The following is a 20,500-nucleotide window of genomic DNA, read 5'->3' as shown; positions in this document are numbered from 1 at the left end:
CTTGTTATAATTTGCAAATTACTTGACAGTTGTATATAATTAAAGCACTAGTTAGGGTCGGCGTTACGTTTAAGCATAGAGGACGGATGAAAGAATAATTAGTGAATACTATATAACTGGAGGTTCTAGTGAGTAAAAATGATAAGCTTTTAATTATACCGCTCGGGGGACTTGGTGAGATTGGTAAGAATATGACGGTGTTTCGCTGTGGCGATGACATGATTATTCTTGACTCTGGTCTGGCTTTTCCTGAAGAGGACATGCTAGGTATTGACTTAGTTATACCAGATATCTCTTATATTATTGAAAATAAGGAAAAAATCAAAGCCGTTGTCTTAACCCATGGTCATGAGGATCATATTGGATCATTGTTTTATCTATTGCGGCATATTGATGTACCTGTGTATGGTTCGCGGCTTACGTTAGGTTTGGTGGAGGGACGCTTAAAAGAATATGATGTATCCGCGCCTAACCTAATTCCGGTCGCTCCCGGCGATTCTGTTACGCTGGGTTCATTTGAAGTTGGTTTTATCCGGGTTAACCATTCGATTGCTGATGCGCTGGGGATTTATTTAAAAACGCCAGTCGGTACAGTGGTTCATACTGGAGACTTTAAAATCGACCAGACCCCTGTTGATGGCAAGATGATTGATATCCACAAGTTCGCTGAATTGGGTAATCAAGGAGTGCTTGTACTGCTTTCAGACAGCACCAACGCCGAACGTCCAGGCTATACCAAGTCGGAACGCACTGTAACGGTGAGTCTTGATGAGCACTTTCGCACAGCAAGGGGACGTATTATCCTAACCACATTTGCTTCTAATGTATCCAGACTGCAGCAGGCCATTAATGCGGCCTGTAACTATGGGCGCAAAGTAGCACTGCTCGGACGGAGCATGGTGACAGTGGTAACTAAGGCCAGTGAGCTTGGTTATATGGACATACCAGAAGGAGTCCTGATTGGCGTTGACGAAATCAGTCGCTACCCTGATAATCAAATGCTGATCTTAACAACCGGCAGCCAAGGCGAACCCATGGCTGCGCTCAGCCGTTTGGCGTCGAAAAGTCACCGTAGTCTGCAACTAGCTCCAGGAGATACTGTGCTAATAGCAGCCAACCCAATACCAGGCAATGAACGCTCGGTTGGTCGCACTATTGATGCTTTAATGCGTTCTGGGGTTCATGTTGTGTATGAACGATCCTCAGGTATCCATGTTTCGGGACATGCCAGTCAGGAAGAGCTTAAGCTTATCTTGAACCTGGTTAGTCCTAAGTTCTTCATTCCTGTTCACGGCGAACACCGAATGCTTCGACAACATGGTAAACTAGCACAAGAAACAGGTATACCTAAGGAAAATGTTTTTATCGGCGAGAATGGACAGGTTTTGGAGTTTACGGCTGAGACCGGACGTTTTGCCGGTAAAGTAACTGCTGGCAAAATCTTTGTTGACGGTCTGGGTGTCGGTGATGTCGGCAATATTGTTATCCGGGACAGGCGGCAATTATCTCAGGACGGGGTATTGATTGTTGTGGTTACCCTTGACAAAAGTCGTGGTTGCGTTCTGGATGGTCCTGATATTGTTTCGCGGGGCTTTGTCTATGTTAGAGACTCAGAAGCCCTGATTGATGAGTCGCGTAATATTGTAAAAACTGTGTTAGAACGTTTTGAAAATCAGCCAATCACCGAATGGGCTCCCCTAAAGAATGGTATTCGGGAAGCGTTGGCGAAGTATTTATTTGCAAAAACTGGCCGGCGCCCCATGATTTTACCAATTATCATGGATTTATAAGGTATTGCCGTTACGCTGAGCTGAATAAGTCATAGTAAAAACCCTGCAGGATATTAATTTCTGCAGGGTTTTTGATATAAAGCAAGAATTTAATTATAATTACCACCTGATAACAAATTAAATGACAAGAAAGAAGGGTATTACTTATGTTTGTGCAAAAGAAAAAGGTTTGCATGTCTATGCTGCTTACATTACTGTTTACAATTGTGGTTGGCGCAACCTTAGTGGAGGCCGCACCGGCGCCTGCTGCCATTGTCGGTGTTGTTGACGTCGCATATCTGCTTAACAACCATCCGGATACGCCTAAGGCAAATGAAGAACTTAAGGTAGCGCAGGAGCAGGCGAAACAGGAGTTCGAGACCAAGTCAGCCGGTTTGGGTGACAAGGAGAAGCGGGATCTTGATTTGCAGCTAGGGCAGCAGCTGGCCCAGAAACGGCAAGAACTGCTTAAGCCTATTACAGAGGGAATTGCCAGCGCAATTAAGGAAGTGAGAGCAGCTAAGGGTTTGTCAGTGGTGCTAGGGAAAAATGTCGTCATTGACGGCGGGGTAGACATTACCCCTGATGTGCTGAAGAAACTTACCGGGAAGTAAGCTGAGGAAACACTTGACAGCAGGCAAGCGTTTCGATATACTAATGAACAATAATATTGAATTAAAAACGATGAACAGAAGAGTAGGCATAACAAAGATATTTTCAGCGAACTGGGTTTGGTGTGAGCCAGTAACTATCTGATATGACCGAAAATCCTCTGTGAGTTGCAGGCTGAACAATAGTAAGCTTTGCCGGGGCCCGTGAGGGTAACAGTGCCCGTTATTGTGCTGGGGTATCGAGCTTTGCTCCGTACTTTAATGAGAGATTGCAGTCTTTACATAATGACTGTAATAATTAGGGTGGTATCGCGGATTAACCTCCGTCCCTTTGTACAAGGGGACAGAGGTTTTTTTATTTTATAAGGAGGTAATTTGAAATGGATGTTCATGAGCTAAACTTAGTAAAAATAAAAGAGGCATGGCAACGAATTACCCCCTTCGTTCATCAGACCCCGCTGCACCATTCCCGTACTTTAAGTGAAATAGCCAATTGCCAGGTCCACTTAAAACTGGAAAATATGCAAAAAACGGGTTCTTTCAAAATCCGGGGGGCTGCCAATAAGATATTCAGTTTACGTCCAGAAGAGATGGCTTGTGGGGTAATAACAGCCTCGGCCGGCAATCATGCCCAGGGCGTAGCCTGGGCGGCAAAAGCCTCTAATGTACCTGCCATTGTTGTTATGCCGGAAAAAGCACCAACAGCCAAGGTAGGGGCTACCAAGGCCTATGGTGCCAATGTAGTGCTGTATGGTCAGAATTATGATGAAGCCTACCAGCACGCCCGTAAGCTGCAGGCAGAGCAAAACAGAACCTTTATCCATGCATTTGATGATCCAGCGATCATTGCTGGTCAGGGAACTATTGCGTTGGAAATCATGTCGCAGATGTTTGATGTGGATGCCATCATTGCTCCTGTTGGCGGGGGCGGTCTAATCGCCGGTCTGGCTGCGGCTGCCAAAGAGCATAATCCCAAAATCAAAATAATCGGCGTGCAGGCGGCTGGTGCGCCCTCTATGGCACAAGCACTGGCCTGCGGAGCGAGGTCCTGCCTGCCATCTGTCAGTACCATTGCCGATGGGATTGCCGTAAAGCAGCCAGGCGAGCTTACCTTCCACTATACACAAAAGTATGTTGATGATCTTATTTTAGTTACTGAGGAAGAAATTATTGCTGGTATTTTGTTCATGCTAGAGCGTGGTAAAATAATGACTGAGGGGGCAGGGGTAGTCGGAATTGCGGCTCTATTGGCCGATAAAATCAAGCTGCCGGCACAAAAAATTGCTGTAGTCGTCAGTGGTGGCAATATTGATCCCATGCTTTTATCCATGCTTATCGAGGATAAGTATCATCAGGTAGCCTGTTGGTAACAGGACAATGACTTTAGTTATCTAAGTTACTTGATCAGGTCTCAGTAGCCAAATTTGTTTTGAGATCCTTGCTGACTCATAATTATCCTCCTGCTGTTTTATTGAATGAACTCAATCCAGTACTGCGACGACGGTAATTGTTTCATCATTATCTAAGTCGAGGAAAATGCCGTTATCCAGCCTTACTATAGGTCTGGATGTGGTGATATTTAGCATCTGAACTACTTTACCCTGTTCCCCATTGCTTAACAAAACCCGCATACCAATTAGGAATTTCCGGAGGTTGATTGACAGGGTTAAGCAAGTGGCGGAGTCAAGTTTGTCGCCCATTTGATTAAGCATTATATTTATTGCAGTAAAAGGCAGCATTTTTTTCCGGTACACCCGCTCGGTAGTCATAGCGTCGTAAATATCTGCAATGGCTACAAACTTAGCGCAAGTACTGATATCTTTGCCCTTTAACCCCAAGGGGTAACCGCTGCCGTCTTCTCTTTCGTGGTGTTGCAACACTCCTAGTTTGGCTTCTTCCGAAATTTCGGCACAATTGCTTAGCAAGTGATAGCCTTGTGATGAATGCAACTTGATAATGTCCATTTCATCGGCAGTAAGTGGACCCGGTTTATCAAGTATTTTCCAGGGAACAAGGGCTTTGCCGATATCATGCAATAGCCCGGATAAGATAAAATCTTTTCGCTTTGCGTCCGAAAAGCCTGTCCATTTACCCAGGAGGCCGGCAAGTATGGCTACATGAAGAGAGTGTGTGAAGGTGTACTCATGGTACGTCGTAATCCGGTAAAGGGCATCCAGAACACCTTCGGTATCAATTATAATTTTTATGTATTTTTCAGCTAATTCTTGGCACTCGGTAATCGGAACTTCTTTACATTGCCGGACTTTTTCAAAAATAGACGAGATTAAGTTTAATGTTTCATTATAGATGCTAAAAAGGTAGGGGCTTACGGAAGGGCGGGGGTCTGGGCAGGCTACATTAACAGCCGAAATTCCCCAATGTAAAAGTTTTTTTATGGTATCTTCAGTAATAATGGCACCCTGCTTTAACAGGATATGCTTTTTTTCTGAAATTACCGGCCGGGCAATTACCATACCGGTTTTGAGGTTGCTGCTTAATACTAGGTTACATTTTGAAAACATTGGTAGCCTCCGCGAATTTTATACCCATTACGTCGGTATATGAATTTAGGGAGAGTCGTAATATTTGGTGGGTAAGGGCTATCCTAAAGGTTTTAATAGGATAGCCCTTTCAAGTAGAATGTTTGCAATAATTTTAAAGAACGGAACGGTTAGTCGCTCCGTTCTTTAAAGTTCCTAGACTACGTCTTGGAGCTCTTGCGCTTCGCGCTGGTTTAAAATTTTATCCATATCCAGTGCAATTATTAATCGCTCATTCATCTTGCAAATACCGAGAATAAAGTTGGCACTTACTCCGCCGGCAATCGTTGGCGCTTCGGATACATCTTCAGTTTCTATTGGAATAATTTCCAATACGTCATCAACAAGTATTCCGCATTTTTTGCCATTGATATGTACAACAATGATTCTGGTTGTATCTTGGGTAATGGTATTGCCAAAACGGAATCGTTCTTTTATATCAACAACCGGAATAACGTCACGACGCAGGTTCATAACACCATTAACAAAAGCTGGCATCCCAGGAAGCTTGGTGGTCGACAGGGGGCGGGTTATTTCATAAACCTGCTGGATAGGAATACCATATTCATAAACTTTACTGTCATGTTCTAGCACAAAGACAACTAGTTTGAGATTTTCTTCTGCCATCCGTATCACACATCCTTTTAGATTAGAGCTTAGCAGCTGTTTGCGTTAAATTACCTGCTATACTAGTCAATTCTTCGATTGTGGCGTTAACCTCCTGAATGGCTGCAGAAGTTTCCTCAACCACGGCTAACGTAGATTCAGAGGCGCCTGACGTTTCTGTCATGGATTTATCAATTTGACCGGTTAATTCCCGAATTTGTGCGACTGTTTTCTTGGATTCCTCAGATAGCTTTCGAATTTCTTCGGCCACTACGCCAAAACCCCGACCGGCTTCCCCAACTCTGGCCGCTTCAATTGCCGCATTTAGCCCGAGCATTTTGGTTTCATCAGCAATTTCTTTAATAAAGCCCATTACTTTATTAATATTGTCCAGGTACTCTTTTACTTGCTGAATTTCGCCGTGAAGGTGAGATTGGTTTTCGCTAATATCATTGGTGGCGGCGGTGATTTGTTGTACTGATGCGGAAACACCGGTTAGCCCCTGGTCGAGAGAATTGGCGATTTCTTTTAAATCATTGGCTAGCTGCCTTGGCAATGTTAAGCCGAAGCTGCCTACGACTTCTCCGTTATCCACAATGAGCGGAGCGGAAGCAACCATAGTTGGAACGCCATAGATGGATGCGTCTACCTCTTGCATGACTAGTTTTTTTTGTTGTTGAGATTGAATAGCTATACTATCATTCCGCAATGGGGTATTAACCTGTACTCCCTCAACATCGAACTTGTTTGAGCCCTGTTTCTTTATAATTTTTTCTTTGTCGGCTACATACAATACCCCGCCTTCTGGTAGTAAATCGGCCAACGTCGGGGCAAAAGAGTCAAAGGCATTTACAAGTTTGTGCTGTCGCGGTATGGCTAGTACCCAGGCACCAAGAATTTCCCTGTCGGTTTCATCCCAGAGGGGGCCGCCTATGGCAAATATTCTCACTCCATATACATTGCGGTCAAGCTGTTGTAAAATCACTCTGCGGGCTTGGATGACCTGAGCAGCGATACCGTTTTGACTGTATTGAGTTCCTACCTCCAAGCCGGCAATATCAAATGTATGCTTTGATTTAAATGTTACTGTATTTAAATCGGTAACAAAAAAGCAGGCCCCATCTTCATAAGAAGAAATAGTAATGTCCAAATATTGCTTTAAAAACGCCAGTTCCTTTGTATGTACCCGTAAATCAGTTAGTTCCATTTTACCCAGTCCCTTCGTTTATGTTATCCAGGATGGTTTTTCATCCTAGATAATGCTTTATTCTAATACTGCGATGACGGTAATTTTTTCATCATTATCTAAGTCCAGCAAAATGCCATTATCCAGCCGGACTATAGGCCTGGCTGTGGCGATATTAGGGATTTGCACTACTTTGCCTTGTTTGCCGTTGTTTAACAAAACTCGCATACCAAGCAAATAATTTTGGAGTTTGGCTGAAAGCGTTAAGCAAATGACGGAGTCAAGTTTGCCGTACATTTGATTGAGTATTATATTGATAGCAGTAAAAGGCGGTATTTTTTTTCGACACGTCCGCTCTGTGGTCATTGCGCTATAAATATCTGCAATGGCAACAAACTTAGCGCAGATGTTTAAATCCTTTCCTTTTAACCCCAATGGGTAGCCACTGCCGTCTTCTCTTTCATGGTGTTGCAGTACCCCTAATTTCACTTCTTCAGAAACATCGTCACAATTGCTTAGCAAATGATAGCCTTGTTCTGAATGCAGCTTGATAATGTCCATTTCTTCAGTAGTAAGTGGCCCGGGCTTATCAAGTATTTCCCGGGGAACAAGCGCTTTCCCAATATCATGCAATAGCCCGGATAAGATAAAGTCTTTTAGAAGTGCGCCCGTAAAGCCTGTCCATTTTCCCAGGAGTCCGGTAAGTATGGCTACATGAAGCGAGTGTTTAAAGGTATATTCATGGTGTGTCTGAAGCCGGTAAAGGTTATCCAGAACACCCTCGATGTCAATCATAAGTTCTATGTAATTTTCAGCTAATTCTTGGCATTCGGCGATCGGAACTTCATCAAATATCCGGACTTTTTTAAAGGTTGATGATATTATGTCCAGCGTTTCGTCATACTTTGGAAACATTCGCAGCCTTCGCGATTTGATGCCATACAATCGTGTATCATCACTCCCCCAAAAATGCATAATATAATTAAATGCGTCAATGTTCTACTCGATTTATAATTTTAAGATAAATAGCATAAATATACTATTGGACCAGATACTAGAAAATAGGAGCAGTTATTGTTTCCCTATAACAATAACTGCTCCTATTTTATATTATAAAAAGCATATTGATTGTGATAATAAGCAAGAATGCTTACTGTTTCTTTTCTAAATCTGTTTTATTTTGTAGTTCCCATATTTTTAAATGCAACATAAGTGTTACCTTGGTTTCCATTTTGTCTAATGACATGCTCAGCAATTCCTCTATCCGATGTTTTCGCCATATTGCGGTATTGGGATGAATATAAAGCTTTTGGGCAACTACTTTCAAGCTATCGCCTTCCAAAATGTATTTTAATGTTAACAATAAATTACCTCCGCGAGTCTGGTCATATTCTACAAGTCGCCCTATCGTGCTGGCGGCTAAGGTGACAATATTTTTATCTTTTATAAGTTGAAAGGCAATTTCATAAAGCCCAATATCGTCAAAGTGCACTATCTGTGGGTGACTATCTGCGCTTGCAACAATAGCCGCGCGGTTAGCCTTTTCATATACATCCTTAATATTGAGAGGAATGCTGGATGAGCCAGATATACCAATTATTGTACAGAGAGTAGGAAAGTGCTTTTTCATTTCGTGAGCCAGTTGATGGGAGAAGTCCAACTGATATTGCTTGGTACTAATGGCTTCGTCTGATAGAGCTACTAAGAGAATGATAGTATTGTTTAAGTTCCATATTTTATCATGCCCCTTGTCAGCAAGCCAAATGAGAACCTGCTGTTTTATCCCTGCTGTGTCATCTTCAGCATTGGCTGTCTCAACTGCGTTTCCCGTACTGTCAGTCACTTGAATCACAAAGCAACAATACACCACATGGCTTTCGAGGCCGAACTCACTGAGAGCCTTACTGGTATATTCCAATGGATAATCATTCAACAACAAGCGATTCAGATAATTACTTCGCGTGTTAACTTGATTAATGAAAATCAAGTCCTTTTCTGCCTTGTGGATACGGTTTTCTGTCTGCTTTTTTTTCGTAATATCCTGGGTTACCCCCAATAGTTTGGTTAAGTGCCCTTGCTGATTTGTAATTGCGTTAATTCGGGCATAGACCCATCCAACAGAATGATCACTCTTTAGAATCCTGAACTCTAATTCTAAATATTTTGCATTTTTTATTTCGGCTACTGCTGATTTTACGGTCGCACTATCATCAGGATGAATGCGCCTGGTAAAAAGGTCTACTGTCGGCTTAGCTTTTTGAGGTGTATAACCAAAGTTTGCATATTGTTGATCTGAGCAGTAGATAGTACCATTGCTAATATCCAGTTCAAAATAACCCAGTTTGGCAATTTTCTGCGCCATCTCTAAATGATGCTGATTTGCACTTAATTTGTTTTTATGGAATACTAATTGATCAAGTACTTTTTGTTCTTTAGTCACATCACACACTATGCCAAGTACGAATTCTATTTCCTTGTTGCTACTTTTCTCAGGAACCAAGGAAATGTGGTACCGTCGTATTCCTACATTTAGTTGAAACACTTCTTTTTTTGCAGTGGCAAAAGCTCGCTTTAAATGATATTCACATTTTTTGTAATTTTGGAATTCAAGGCGAAAGTGAGTAAGGTTCTTACCAACAATATTTTTTGTTACAATGCCGGTACTTGGATCATTATAGCTCACTTGTACCAGTTTGCCTTCACGATCCAACCGGCTTACTAAGATGGGGCCGGGGTTTATCTCGTATACGGTTTTTCTTTTATTAAGACTAACGTTATTCTCGTTTATTCCAAAAAAACAATCGCTCATAATTGCCTCGTAATATCGAATTTGTTTACCTATGATATATATATTTACAAGTATTGTCAATGTACACGGGTTTTTGCACGGTTTTTACATAAACCTTCTCCGAGATTTCATTGTTTCCCTTGTGAGTTTCGATAATTATGTAAAAATTTGTTTATGATCCAAATAGTATAGCAGATTATAAGTTGTAAAGCCTTAGGTTAATTAGGCGAGTATTGTAAGTCCGTGTCCAACTAAGTCCAAGGTGAGAGATAGTTAGAAAATAATATGCATATGCATATGCATATGCGTACGTAGACTATACGGCATAAGAAAAGACTTGGTTTGTGCCAAGTCCTTTAGGATGCCGATAGAAGCCTTAGTCGTTCAATCTAGGGAAAGTTATACTTTCCATCTGGATAAGAAAACCGCTAGTGCGGTCCTTTGTCTTACGTTGAGTCAGTGGAATACAAGGAGAGGGGTTTTACTTTTGGCATTGCCCCCAAAGTAACAAAAGGTCTAGGCCCTAAGCCTCCAAAAGCTGAAAAGCCGGGCGATATTCCTAAAATCCGTAAACTCGCTACGCTCAAACAGTACGGATTTTTTAACGGAATACCGCCCGGCTTTTCTCCTGCGGAACGCTTTTTCCGGCAAAGGCCGAGGGGTTACGGGAGTTACGAAGGTTACTGGACGCAAACAGTACAGCCACCTGTTCCGGGTTTCGTATTTGACACCCCTTGTTTTATAAGACCTCCATGACTCTCAAAAACTTATACTGTCTTATCTTATAAAAAAAGAGGCCATGCGGCCTAATTGGGGGAGGGAATGATCTATTGCTAGTATCTTCAGTTCCCGGGGATTTATGTGCACGACTTGCCTGGATTATGAATGAATGTTAGGGTCACGGCGATTACGTAATTTATCTTGAATTTTTCCGCTTGTTGCAGGGTTATTGTATTTGACCAACGGCTGCTCGGACACATTTTTGTTAAATATATCTTGCTGTGTTGCGCCGCTATCTCCTTTAGCCATTTCTAACACCTCTAAACAAATTTTATTTTAGTGTTTCGCAATAGTAGCCTATGCTGCTCTCAGGTTGATGGGTGATTGGGACCAGTAAGGTGTTTATCGTCACTGCTATTCTTGTTTTTGAGGTTCTGATTTTGTTCTTTTGCTTGTTTCTGAGCTAAAGAGTCATTAGCGTTGTTCTTAGCCACAGTATCACCTCCTGTGGGTTATTGTTTACAAGATTAATCACTAAAATACGGAAAAAAGCTCATACTTCTTTTTAATCTAAAAGGTGGCCTAATCCCCGTATAGGCCACCTTTAATTTATTCGTTACTATACTTAAAAATGTTATCAATTTTTTTTGTGTAATGTTTTCCCGACAAACCTATTATGAACTGGCAGTCGGTGCTTTTGCAGGTGCTTTCACCGCTGCAGTATTTTGTTAGCAGTTCACTGGTTGGCTGAGCCGCTTGCTTGGTAAGAATATAGGCTGAAAATTGTTGGGCAACTTCCTTGCCGGTAAGTTCGCAATGGGTAATCCGGTTAATAGTGATGGTTTCACGCATGCGTTAAATCCCTCCCGAAAACATATTATTTTTTAATATAACATGTTTTCGGGAGACAGAATAGGCTGTTTGTGTTAAGAAAATGTTAATTTTTGTTTGTATATATTTCGCAGTAAAGAAGTTTGCAGGCGCAGGTAGGTGATGCAAAAACCGTTAACACGTTGTATATAGTTCTGCAAAAGATAATCAGTTGCTGCAAAACCCGCTTTGTTAAAATGTGTAATAATTCAGCAGGACATAGGATACTAAGTATAGAATATAAAATTACCCATAATTTGCCGGAAAAGTAGGTTGTGAGTCTATATAATTATATTACCGATCGAGGAGATCAAGCATATGCTCAGGAGGCGTTTTCATGTTAAAAAACGATGCCCGGATTATGTACATGCGCAAGTCGGTCAATGGGGCTCTGGATAAGATATGGGAATATCCGCTGACTGTGGTGGAAGCGCCAATGGGCTATGGAAAAACAACCGCGGTGAAGGAGTATTTAAAGACAAGCCAGGCCCAGGTGCTGTGGCAAACGCTGTTGGATGAGTCAGAAACAAGTTTCTGGAATGGTTTTTGCCGTCTGTTTAGAAAACTCAATCCAACCGCTGCGGCCAGTCTTGCGGAAGTGGGGGTTCCTAGCAACAGCGTATTTTTGGAAGAGGCTGTCGGCATTTTGGAGGGGATACAATTTCCAGCAAGAACGGTTATTGTTTTGGATGATTATCATTTGGTGTCATCTGCCGATGTCGATCAATTTGTTGAATTGCTGGTCAAGGCTGAGATTCCCAATCTATATATCGTAATAGTATCGCGTAGCGTTTTTGGCGATAACACAGGCGAGCTTATCCTCAAAGGGTATTGCAGGGTTATCAACAAGAACTGTTTTGTGCTTTCGCGGGAAGAGATTATCGAGTATTGCAAGCTGCGTGGAGTTAAACTCCATGCAGAGGATGCGGATTTTCTGGTTTCTTATACGGAAGGCTGGATTAGCGCCGTATATCTTTGTTTACTGGGTTTTCTACAGGATGGGCGGATTGAACATCAGGTCAGTCTGCATGAGTTGATAGAAAAGGTCGTCTATCGGCGGCTTTCTACAGAAGCTCGTGAGTTTTTGTTAACTATCTGCATTTTTGATAACTTTACCTTAGAGCAGGCGGAATACATGTGGTGCCAGGACAATGTCGAGGTGCTGCTGCGACAATTAGCGGCAAACAACGCTTTCATCCGGTATGATCAAACCGCTGGAACCTATTATATGCATAATATTTTTACAAGTTACTTGCGGCGAATGTTTGACAGATTGGGTTTAGACCAGAAAAAGGCTGTTTGGAATAGAGCGGGGAAATGGTATGTAAATGTCGGCGATTGTATTCATTCCCTGGATTATTTTTATAAAACGGCCGGCTTCGACGATCTGTTACTGGCTATTGAATTGGATAAAGGAAATGGCATATGGAGTGAGCATAAAGAAAAACTGATCCGCTATTTCCATGAATGCCCCATAGATATAAAAAGAGAGCATTTGCAAGCTTGTCTGATCTACGCCATCAATCTGTTTTCGTTTAATGAAATGGAATTGTTTGCGCAGCAGTGCGAAGAAATCGGCGAGTACATCGAGTCTTTGCCAGAGGAAAAGGAACACGAGAGAAAACAGCTGATGGGAGAACTCGAACTCCTGTGCAGCTTTGGCAGGTATAATCACATAGCCGGGATGTCCGAGCATATTGAGCGGGCTGATAGCTTGCTAAAAGGGCCGTCAGAGTTCATCGACAAAAACAGTTCATGGACATTTGGTTCACCATCTGTTTTGTATATGTTTTATCGTGAGAGCGGGCAACTTGAACAGGTAGTACAGGAGATGAATGTTGCCATAACGCATTACTCCCGCTTAACATCAGGACATGGCTCGGGTGCGGAAGCTGTTATGCAGGGCGAACGGTATTATTACATTGGCGATTTTGAAAATGCGGAAATTGCGGTGCATAAAGCCCTGTACAGTGCCCAGTTCCAGGGACAAACAGCCATTGTGCTGTGCGCGCTGTTTCTTCAATTGCGGTTGGCACTTGTAAAGGGAGACTTAGAATATGTAACGAGCAGCTTGCGGAAAACGAGGGAAAAAATCAAGCAACAGGGATTGTATCAATATCTTCATACCTGGGATATGTGTGAAGGGTTTATCTATTCATACCTCAATCTAGAGAAGAAAATTCCGACATGGATTGCGAATGGTGATTTGCAGGATCGGTCGATCTATTTCCCCAGTTACGCTTTTTTCAATATTGTTTGGGGCAAGGTACTGCTAATCAGTGGTCAACAGCTGAAGCTAATCGGCTTATCCGAAACATTCATCGATCTTGCAAGCGTGTTTCCCAATCTGTTGGGTCTGGTGTATACCTATATCTATGAAGCAGCCGCTAAGTTCAAATTGGGGCATCAGGAAGCCGCGCTGTTCGCGCTCGAAAAAGCGTTAGCTGTTGCAGCTCCGGATCAGGTGATAATGCCATTTGTGGAAAATGGAGAGTACCTTATCGAACTGCTTACCGAGTTGGAAGCAGGTGGGCATTACCCGGAATTGATCAGCGAGATACGCAGGAAGTTTACGCCAATTGCCAAAAATAGGGAAATAATGTCGACAGAACTAAGCGGTGGTAACAGCAAATTGCCGCTTACCGAGCGGGAATGGACTATTGCCGAACTGATTGCAGCAGGAAAAACAAATCGGGATATCGGAAAAACATTGCACATAGCCGAAGTCACGGTGAAAAAAGCGTTGCAGAACATTTATGTAAAGTTAAGTATCAACAGCCGAACAGTACTTGCCAGGATAATCATTGAAAACAAGACTGGCTGATGGAAAAATGTATACTTTCGGATAGTATCTTCTAAAGCTAATTCATTTTATGATTAAAATGAATTAGCTTTTCTTTATTGATGTGAGGTGAGTGTATGGGAAAAATCACGGCAGTGATTCTTGGTGATGATTATCAGGTTACCGTTCGCTTTGATAACAACCATTCGGTGATGCTTGATATGAAAAAAAAACTGCATACTGCTCGGTTTTCTGAACTTAGAGACGAGCAGGTGTTTCAAGCGGTGAAAACCGACGGAAAATCGATATATTGGCCGGGAGGAATAGCTATTGCTATTAGTGAGATTATGGAGATCGTAATGAAATGAAGTTGGTGGATATGGCATGTGTAATGCTAGTACTACCCTATGCAAAGAAAGGAAGTAATATATAATGGATCATTCATCCATCAACCGCTGCCTTACAACCGGACTAGCCCTGCTGATGGCTGCTGCGCCACTAGCCGCGCTGGCTCTGGAAGCGCCTGATGCCGGCAAAACCATTGAAGGACTCAAAAAACCCGAACTGGCTCAACCGCAGCAAGAGTATAAAGACATCGTCATCCAGCAGCCGTCGCCCTCAACTCAGGTCGATCAATCCACCCGCTTTCCCATTGCCAAGCTGCGGCTGACCGGCGAACTGCCTGTTCCTGAAGGCCAACTGCAAACCCTGTTGCAAGGCTCGCTCAGCCAGGAACTGACGCTTGCCGATCTTAATGGATTGGCAGCCAAGCTCAGCAACTATCTGCATGAGCAGGGTTATATTGTTGCCACTGCCTATATCCCGGCCCAGACAATCCAAGATGGTATTGTTGAAATCACAGTTGTTCCAGGCAAATACGGAAATATTATCATTAAAGATAACTCCCTTATTGGCGCAGATAAAGCCAACTCGTTTGTCAACCCTCTCAAATCGGGTGACATCATTCGCAAACCGGCTCTGGAACGGGCGCTGCTTCTCTTGCGAGACCTGTCAGGCATTCGTACCAATGCCACCCTCAGTCCGGGAACTCAGCCCGGAACTAGTGACCTCACCATCGAAATTAACGCCGCAAGCACTACCAATGGTGCCATCTATGTCGACAATTATGGTAATAAATTCACCGGCGCCAACCGTTTGGGAATGGTCGTCAACTGGAACAACCCCTTCCGGCAGGGTGATACCCTAACCTTCAGCGGCATAACCGCCGGTTCCGGTCTCACCAACTACGGACTATCCTACCAATTGCCGCTGGGCGGCGGCTGGGATATAGGTGTCAATTACGCCCATACCCGCTACACCCTGGGCAAAGACTTCGCCAGCCTTGACGCCACTGGCACCGCCGATACCAGCGGGATATACCTGGCCTATCCCTTCTTGCGCTCCTATAACGCCAACCTGAGCGGCCGCATCGGCTATGACCACAAAAAACTTGTTGACGATATCGGCTCAACTGACAGTCACACGCCTAAACACACCAACGCCTGGAATATTGGCCTAAACGGCAACTGGCAGGAGAAAAATACAGCCTACACCAGTTATGCCCTGACCTATACCAGTGGCCGCTTGGCATTTGACAACAGCGCCGACAGCGCCAACGATGCCCTGACTGCTCAAAGCGAGGGCCGTTATCACAAAACCGTACTCAATCTAAACCGCCGCCAGTACCTAAATAACCGGCTGACCCTGGGACTGAACTTCACCGGACAAACTACCGGGAAAAACCTTGACTCTTCTGAGAAAATATCACTAGGCGGCGCCAATGGTGTCCGCGCTTACCCGCAAGGCGAAGCCACTGGCGACCAGGGCTATCTGTTTACCGGCGAATTCAACTGGCAGCTGCCGCTTAAAAACAGTAAAGAAAATTTGGCCTTGGCTCTCTTCTATGACCAGGGCGGGGTAACCCTTAACAAAAACCAGTGGAACGGAGCCAGCGGCGACAACCACCGCACCTTGTCCGGTGCGGGTCTGGGCGTCATCTTAAGCCGCGCCGGGGAATATTCCTTGCGCATGGATTATGCATGGAAGCTTTCTTCCGCAGAGGCCACTTCTGACACCGATAAAAACGGACGTTTCTGGCTGCAAGCCGTAAAGTACTTTTAAGGAGCGTGAACCTGCAGTATGAGAAGAAAATGGCTGCGAGCCTGGCAACGCAATGAATCCGGGACGAGAAACATCGCCCATACTATGACCAGGACTATAATGCCGCCGGTATTGGCGGCAGGTATCTTCCTATTCTCGGCTACCGGCGTATACGCCAGCCCTAGCGGCGGGCAAATTGCCAGCGGCTCCGGGCAAATCGCCCAAGCTGGCGGCAACACCACTGTCACCCAAACCACCGATAAACTGGGCATTAACTGGCAAAACTTCAACATTGCCAAGGGTGAAACCGTCCGATTTATTCAGCCGGGCACTAACGCTGTGGCCTTAAACCGTGTCCTAGGCAGCAACGCTTCCGCTATCTATGGCACACTCAGCGCCAACGGCAAAGTGTTCCTTATCAATCCCAACGGCATTTTGTTTGCTCCTGGCTCCCAGGTCAACGTCGGCGGCCTTGTGGCTTCCACTATGAATATGACTGACAACGACTTTCAGGCCGGACGCTACAAACTGAGCGGCAGCGGTGCAGGTGCAGTTATCAACCAGGGCTCCATCACAGCAGCCGACGGCGGCTATGTTGTCCTCCTGGGCGCCCAGGCGAAAAACGAAGGCATCATTACCGCCAATCAAGGCACAGTCGCCCTTGCCGGCGGCAAAGCCGTTACCCTTGACTTCACCGGCGATGGCCTGCTGAAGCTGGCTGTCGACCAAAAAACCCTGAATGCCAGCGCGGCTAATAGCGGACTTATCCAGGCCAATGGCGGGCAGGTGGTCATGACTGCCAGTACGGCTAATACGTTAGCCGGTACGGCTGTCAACAACAGCGGTGTGATCAAAGCGCAAAGCGCTGTGAGTAAAAATGGTGTTATTATTCTGGATGGTGGCACAAACGGTGCAGTGACAAATAGCGGTACACTGGATGCCAGCGGCAAGAATGCCGGACAAACCGGCGGCACCATCAAAGTACTTGGCGGAAAAATCGAACTGACCGGACAGGCTAAACTCGACGCCTCAGGCGAAATCGGGGGCGGCACAATTCTTGTCGGCGGCAACTACCAGGGCAAAGGGACAGAACAAAACGCCACCACGACTAAAGTTGCTGCCGGAGCCAGCCTTAACGCTGATGCCATCACTAGTGGCAACGGCGGCAAGGTAGTGGTGTGGGCCGACGACACCACCACCTTCGCCGGTAAGATAACTGCCAGAGGCGGCTCAGTCAGCGGCGACGGCGGCATGGTTGAGACCTCGGGGAAAAACACTCTCAGTGTAACTGGCGCGGTCAACGCCGGAACTGCCAAAGGTAAGGGCGGGAGTTGGCTGTTGGACCCGACGGACTATACCATTGATACGGCGGCGGCCAGCAGCCTTAAGACAGCTTTGGATGGCGGCACCAGTGCTACTGTGACCTCCAGTAGTCCTGGCGCAACAACCGGTAATGGCGACATCCACGTCAACTCGGCGCTAAGCTGGACAGGCGGCGGCTCGCTGACTTTAACCGCATCCAGAAATATCAATGTCAATGCCGCCATTACGGACGGAGGCGCGGGGAATCTGACCTTTACGCCGGGCAGTGCAGGAAATCTGCTGGTCGGTAAGTATGGGTCGGTAAGTCTGACGGGGACCGGTGGGTTATCTATTTCTGACAATCAAGGTAATCTTCATCCATACATGCTGATTAACACCGTGGGTGATTGGAATAGTATGCTATTGTCCGGCTATTATGCGCTCAACAACGATATTACAGGTGTGATCGCGGCGAAAGGAACATTAGGTAGCCCTTTTGTCGGCGTACTTGATGGGCTAGGGCATAAGGTCGAAATCAACATTAATGCTGGCGGTGGTGGCGTTTCTGTCGGTTTATTTGGCAGGACTGAAACCAATGCTCTTCTCCGCAACGTTGGCGTTAGTGGGTCGATAACCGGGACGGCTGGCCGCGTCGGCGGCTTAATTGGGAGTAATTATGGAGGCAACATTATCAATTGCTATAGCTTAGTTAACCTGAATATGACGGCGGCTCCTGATATTGGCGGCTTGGTTGGCGTGAACAGCGGAACTAGCATTGATACCGGAGCGATTATCAACAGCTATAGCGCAGGAAAAATGGCTTCGGCTAACTCAACGGATGCCGGCGGCTTGGTAGGGTTAAACTCCAGTGGCGGCAGCATCAAGAACAGTTATAGTACGAGTGAAGTGAATGCTTACGGTAGTAATGCTGGTGGCTTGGTCGGGAAAAACACTGGCACAGTTGATAATTCCTACAGCACGGGAGACGTGACTGGCAATTTGGTCGGCGGCCTGGTGGGATATAGCTCAAATGCTATTCGGTATTCCTTCAGCACTGGAAAAGTGACTGGCGTTGTCGGCGTCGGCGGTCTGTTGGGAACGTACGCATCGGGAATGGATCTGATCCAAAATTGTTTTTGGAACACGACCGTCAACGCTGGACTAAATGGTGTTGGTGATGGCACTACTTCTGGCGCAATTGGTAAAACAGCAGATGAAATGAAGATGGCAGCTACTTTCGCTTCATGGGATCAAAGTGTGTGGAAATTCTACGATGGCAGCACCATCCCTTTGCTCAAGTCATTCTTACAGTCGGTAACAGTTACGGCTAATTCGACTAGCATGATCTATAACGGAACGATATATAACGGCAGTGCAGGAGTTACGTATTCATCGCCTGTTACACTTTCCGGCACACTGGCTTTTACCGGCGCAAGCAAAGATGTGGGAAACTATACCGTTATTCCCACAGGTCTATTTACTGATCAGCAAGGCTATAATATTACTTTTGCCAGCGGTACTCTAACAGTGACTAAAGCCCCCTTAACGGTAACGGCGACTGGAGTAAATAAGGTGTATAATGGCTTGACTGATGCTAGCGTGACCTATGGCGGCTGGATAAGCGGCGATAATCTGAGCGCCAGCGGCACAGCGGCCTTCGGCGATAAGAACGTCGGAAACAACAAGGCAGTGAACGTGAGCGGCATTAACATCAGTGGGACAGATGCCGGGAACTATAGCTTGCAGAACAGTACTGCTACGACGACAGCCAACATCACGCCGGCCCTCCTAACGGTAACGGCGACTGGAGTAAATAAGATCTACAATGGCCTGACTAATGCCAACGTGACCTATGGCGGCTGGATAAGCGGCGATAATCTGAGCGCCAGCGGCACAGCGGCCTTCGGCGATAAGAACGTAGGAAGCAATAAGGCAGTGAATGTGAACGGCATCAACATCAGTGGGACAGATGCCGGGAACTATAGCTTGCAGAACACTACAGCTACGACGACAGCCAACATCACGCCGGCCCTCCTAACGGTAACGGCGACTGGAGTGAATAAGATCTACAACGGTCTGACCGATGCTAGCGTGACCTACGGCGGCTGGATAAGCGGCGATAATCTGAGCGCCAGCGGCACAGCGGCCTTCGGCGATAAGAACGTAGGAAGCAATAAGGCAGTGAATGTGAACGGCATCAACATCAGTGGGACAGATGCCGGGAACTATAGCTTGCAGAACACTACAGCTACGACGACAGCCAACATCACGCCGGCCCTGCTAACGGTAACGGCGACTGGAGTGAATAAGATCTACAACGGTCTGACCGATGCTAGCGTGACCTACGGCGGCTGGATAAGCGGCGATAATCTGAGCGCCAGCGGCACAGCGGCCTTCGGTGATAAGAACGTAGGAAACAACAAGGCGGTGAACGTGAGCGGCATCAACATCAGTGGGACAGATGCCGGGAACTATAGCTTGCAGAACACCACCGCATTAGCAAACGCCGACATTACACCGGCTAGTCTGACGTACACAGCTAATTCGTCTAGTCGGTTATATGGCGAGGCCAATCCAGTCTTCAGCGGTACGGTAATCGGATTTGTTAATGGGGAAACACAAACGACAGCCACAACAGGAACTCTCGCTTTCTCCAGTTTGGCCGATACCGTCAGTCCTGTTGGCCCATATGCTATTAATGGAAGTGGTTTGACAGCGAACGATGGGAATTATACTTTTGTCCAGGCACCTGGTAATAGTAATGCGTTGGCCGTTCATTCCATCCCGGTTAATCCGCCGACACCAACGCCGACACCAACGCCGACACCAACGCCGACACCAACACCGACACCAACACCAACACCGGCACCGACGCCGACGCCGACGCCGACAAATACATTGGATGTTTTCAAAAGAATATTGCCATCGATTCTCCAGTACGTTTCCAGTGCTTTTGGTAGTCCCAGCCACGCCGATAGCTTTTTTATGTCAGGCAATACAGCAGGAATAAGGGGAACTAGCAACTCGCTGTATACGATAGAAGGGAGCGGCATTAATATTGGAACCTTATCCAATCCGTCTGCCTTGTTGCCAGCTAATCACCCCAACAATACAGTAGACCCAAATTTGCCAGTAACAGGTGAAGATACTAAAAAACAGAATAATATATAAAAGCGGAATGCGGACAATAATTAGCAGATAAAAATACCTTGTGCCCACTAGTGAT

Annotated in this window: 15 protein-coding genes and 1 other annotated feature; of the genes, 7 read left to right on the top strand and 8 right to left on the bottom strand. The window is 45.5% G+C overall.

Features of this window, described 5'->3' with window-relative positions:
- The first annotated feature begins 128 nt into the window (after positions 1-128).
- From ACZ449_RS16805 to ilvA, 3 genes are all read left to right on the top strand, one after another.
- Positions 129-1,790 (top strand): ribonuclease J, encoded by a 1,662-nt coding sequence (locus ACZ449_RS16805; RefSeq protein WP_464257215.1) that lies wholly within the window; start codon positions 129-131, stop codon positions 1,788-1,790.
- 146 nt (positions 1,791-1,936) lie between these two features.
- A complete protein-coding gene (locus ACZ449_RS16800) occupies positions 1,937-2,383 on the top strand; it encodes an OmpH/Skp family outer membrane protein (RefSeq protein ID WP_464257214.1) in 447 nt (148 codons plus the stop codon).
- A 61-nt stretch (positions 2,384-2,444) separates the two neighbouring features.
- Positions 2,445-2,714 (top strand) — a binding site (T-box leader).
- Positions 2,715-2,760: 46 nt separating this feature from the next.
- Positions 2,761-3,750 (top strand): threonine ammonia-lyase, encoded by a 990-nt coding sequence (ilvA, locus tag ACZ449_RS16795; RefSeq protein WP_464257213.1) that lies wholly within the window; start codon positions 2,761-2,763, stop codon positions 3,748-3,750.
- Positions 3,751-3,861: 111 nt separating this feature from the next.
- Here the strand turns inward: ilvA and ACZ449_RS16790 are convergent, their stop codons facing one another.
- From ACZ449_RS16790 to ACZ449_RS16755, 8 genes are all read right to left on the bottom strand, one after another.
- On the bottom strand, positions 3,862-4,902 hold the full coding sequence (locus ACZ449_RS16790; protein ID WP_464257212.1) for an HD-GYP domain-containing protein: 1,041 nt from the start codon (positions 4,900-4,902) through the stop codon (positions 3,862-3,864).
- 174 nt (positions 4,903-5,076) lie between these two features.
- Positions 5,077-5,547, bottom strand: a complete 471-nt coding sequence (locus tag ACZ449_RS16785; protein WP_464257211.1) for a chemotaxis protein CheW — start codon at positions 5,545-5,547, stop codon at positions 5,077-5,079.
- 22 nt (positions 5,548-5,569) lie between these two features.
- Positions 5,570-6,733, bottom strand: coding sequence for a methyl-accepting chemotaxis protein (locus ACZ449_RS16780; protein WP_464257210.1), 1,164 nt, complete (start codon positions 6,731-6,733; stop codon positions 5,570-5,572).
- Between the two features lie 57 nt (positions 6,734-6,790).
- Entirely contained in the window at positions 6,791-7,627 is an 837-nt protein-coding gene (locus ACZ449_RS16775) for an HD-GYP domain-containing protein (RefSeq protein WP_464257209.1), read from the bottom strand.
- Between the two features lie 235 nt (positions 7,628-7,862).
- On the bottom strand, positions 7,863-9,521 hold the full coding sequence (locus ACZ449_RS16770) for a PAS domain-containing protein (RefSeq protein WP_464257208.1): 1,659 nt from the start codon (positions 9,519-9,521) through the stop codon (positions 7,863-7,865).
- Positions 9,522-10,379: 858 nt separating this feature from the next.
- Positions 10,380-10,529, bottom strand: coding sequence for a hypothetical protein (locus ACZ449_RS16765; RefSeq protein WP_464257207.1), 150 nt, complete (start codon positions 10,527-10,529; stop codon positions 10,380-10,382).
- Positions 10,530-10,588: 59 nt separating this feature from the next.
- A complete protein-coding gene (locus ACZ449_RS16760; RefSeq protein WP_464257206.1) occupies positions 10,589-10,714 on the bottom strand; it encodes a hypothetical protein in 126 nt (41 codons plus the stop codon).
- Between the two features lie 115 nt (positions 10,715-10,829).
- Positions 10,830-11,072, bottom strand: a complete 243-nt coding sequence (locus tag ACZ449_RS16755) for a hypothetical protein (protein WP_464257205.1) — start codon at positions 11,070-11,072, stop codon at positions 10,830-10,832.
- Between the two features lie 355 nt (positions 11,073-11,427).
- Between ACZ449_RS16755 and ACZ449_RS16750 the strand changes: the two genes are divergently transcribed.
- The 4 genes from ACZ449_RS16750 (at position 11,428) to ACZ449_RS16735 (ending at position 20,445) form a co-directional block, all read left to right on the top strand.
- Positions 11,428-13,914, top strand: coding sequence for a LuxR C-terminal-related transcriptional regulator (locus tag ACZ449_RS16750; protein ID WP_464257204.1), 2,487 nt, complete (start codon positions 11,428-11,430; stop codon positions 13,912-13,914).
- A gap of 95 nt (positions 13,915-14,009) precedes the next feature.
- Positions 14,010-14,240: a DUF2442 domain-containing protein gene (locus tag ACZ449_RS16745; protein WP_464257203.1), complete on the top strand. Its 231-nt coding sequence runs from the start codon at positions 14,010-14,012 to the stop codon at positions 14,238-14,240.
- A gap of 64 nt (positions 14,241-14,304) precedes the next feature.
- Positions 14,305-15,993: a ShlB/FhaC/HecB family hemolysin secretion/activation protein gene (locus ACZ449_RS16740; protein ID WP_464257202.1), complete on the top strand. Its 1,689-nt coding sequence runs from the start codon at positions 14,305-14,307 to the stop codon at positions 15,991-15,993.
- Positions 15,994-16,011: 18 nt separating this feature from the next.
- Positions 16,012-20,445, top strand: a complete 4,434-nt coding sequence (locus tag ACZ449_RS16735) for a beta strand repeat-containing protein (protein ID WP_464257201.1) — start codon at positions 16,012-16,014, stop codon at positions 20,443-20,445.
- Positions 20,446-20,500: the final 55 nt, after the last annotated feature.

The organism is Desulfosporomusa polytropa (assembly GCF_055380075.1).
Note: the sequence above shows the minus strand (reverse complement) of the source record. Positions and strands in the feature narration are given on the sequence as shown.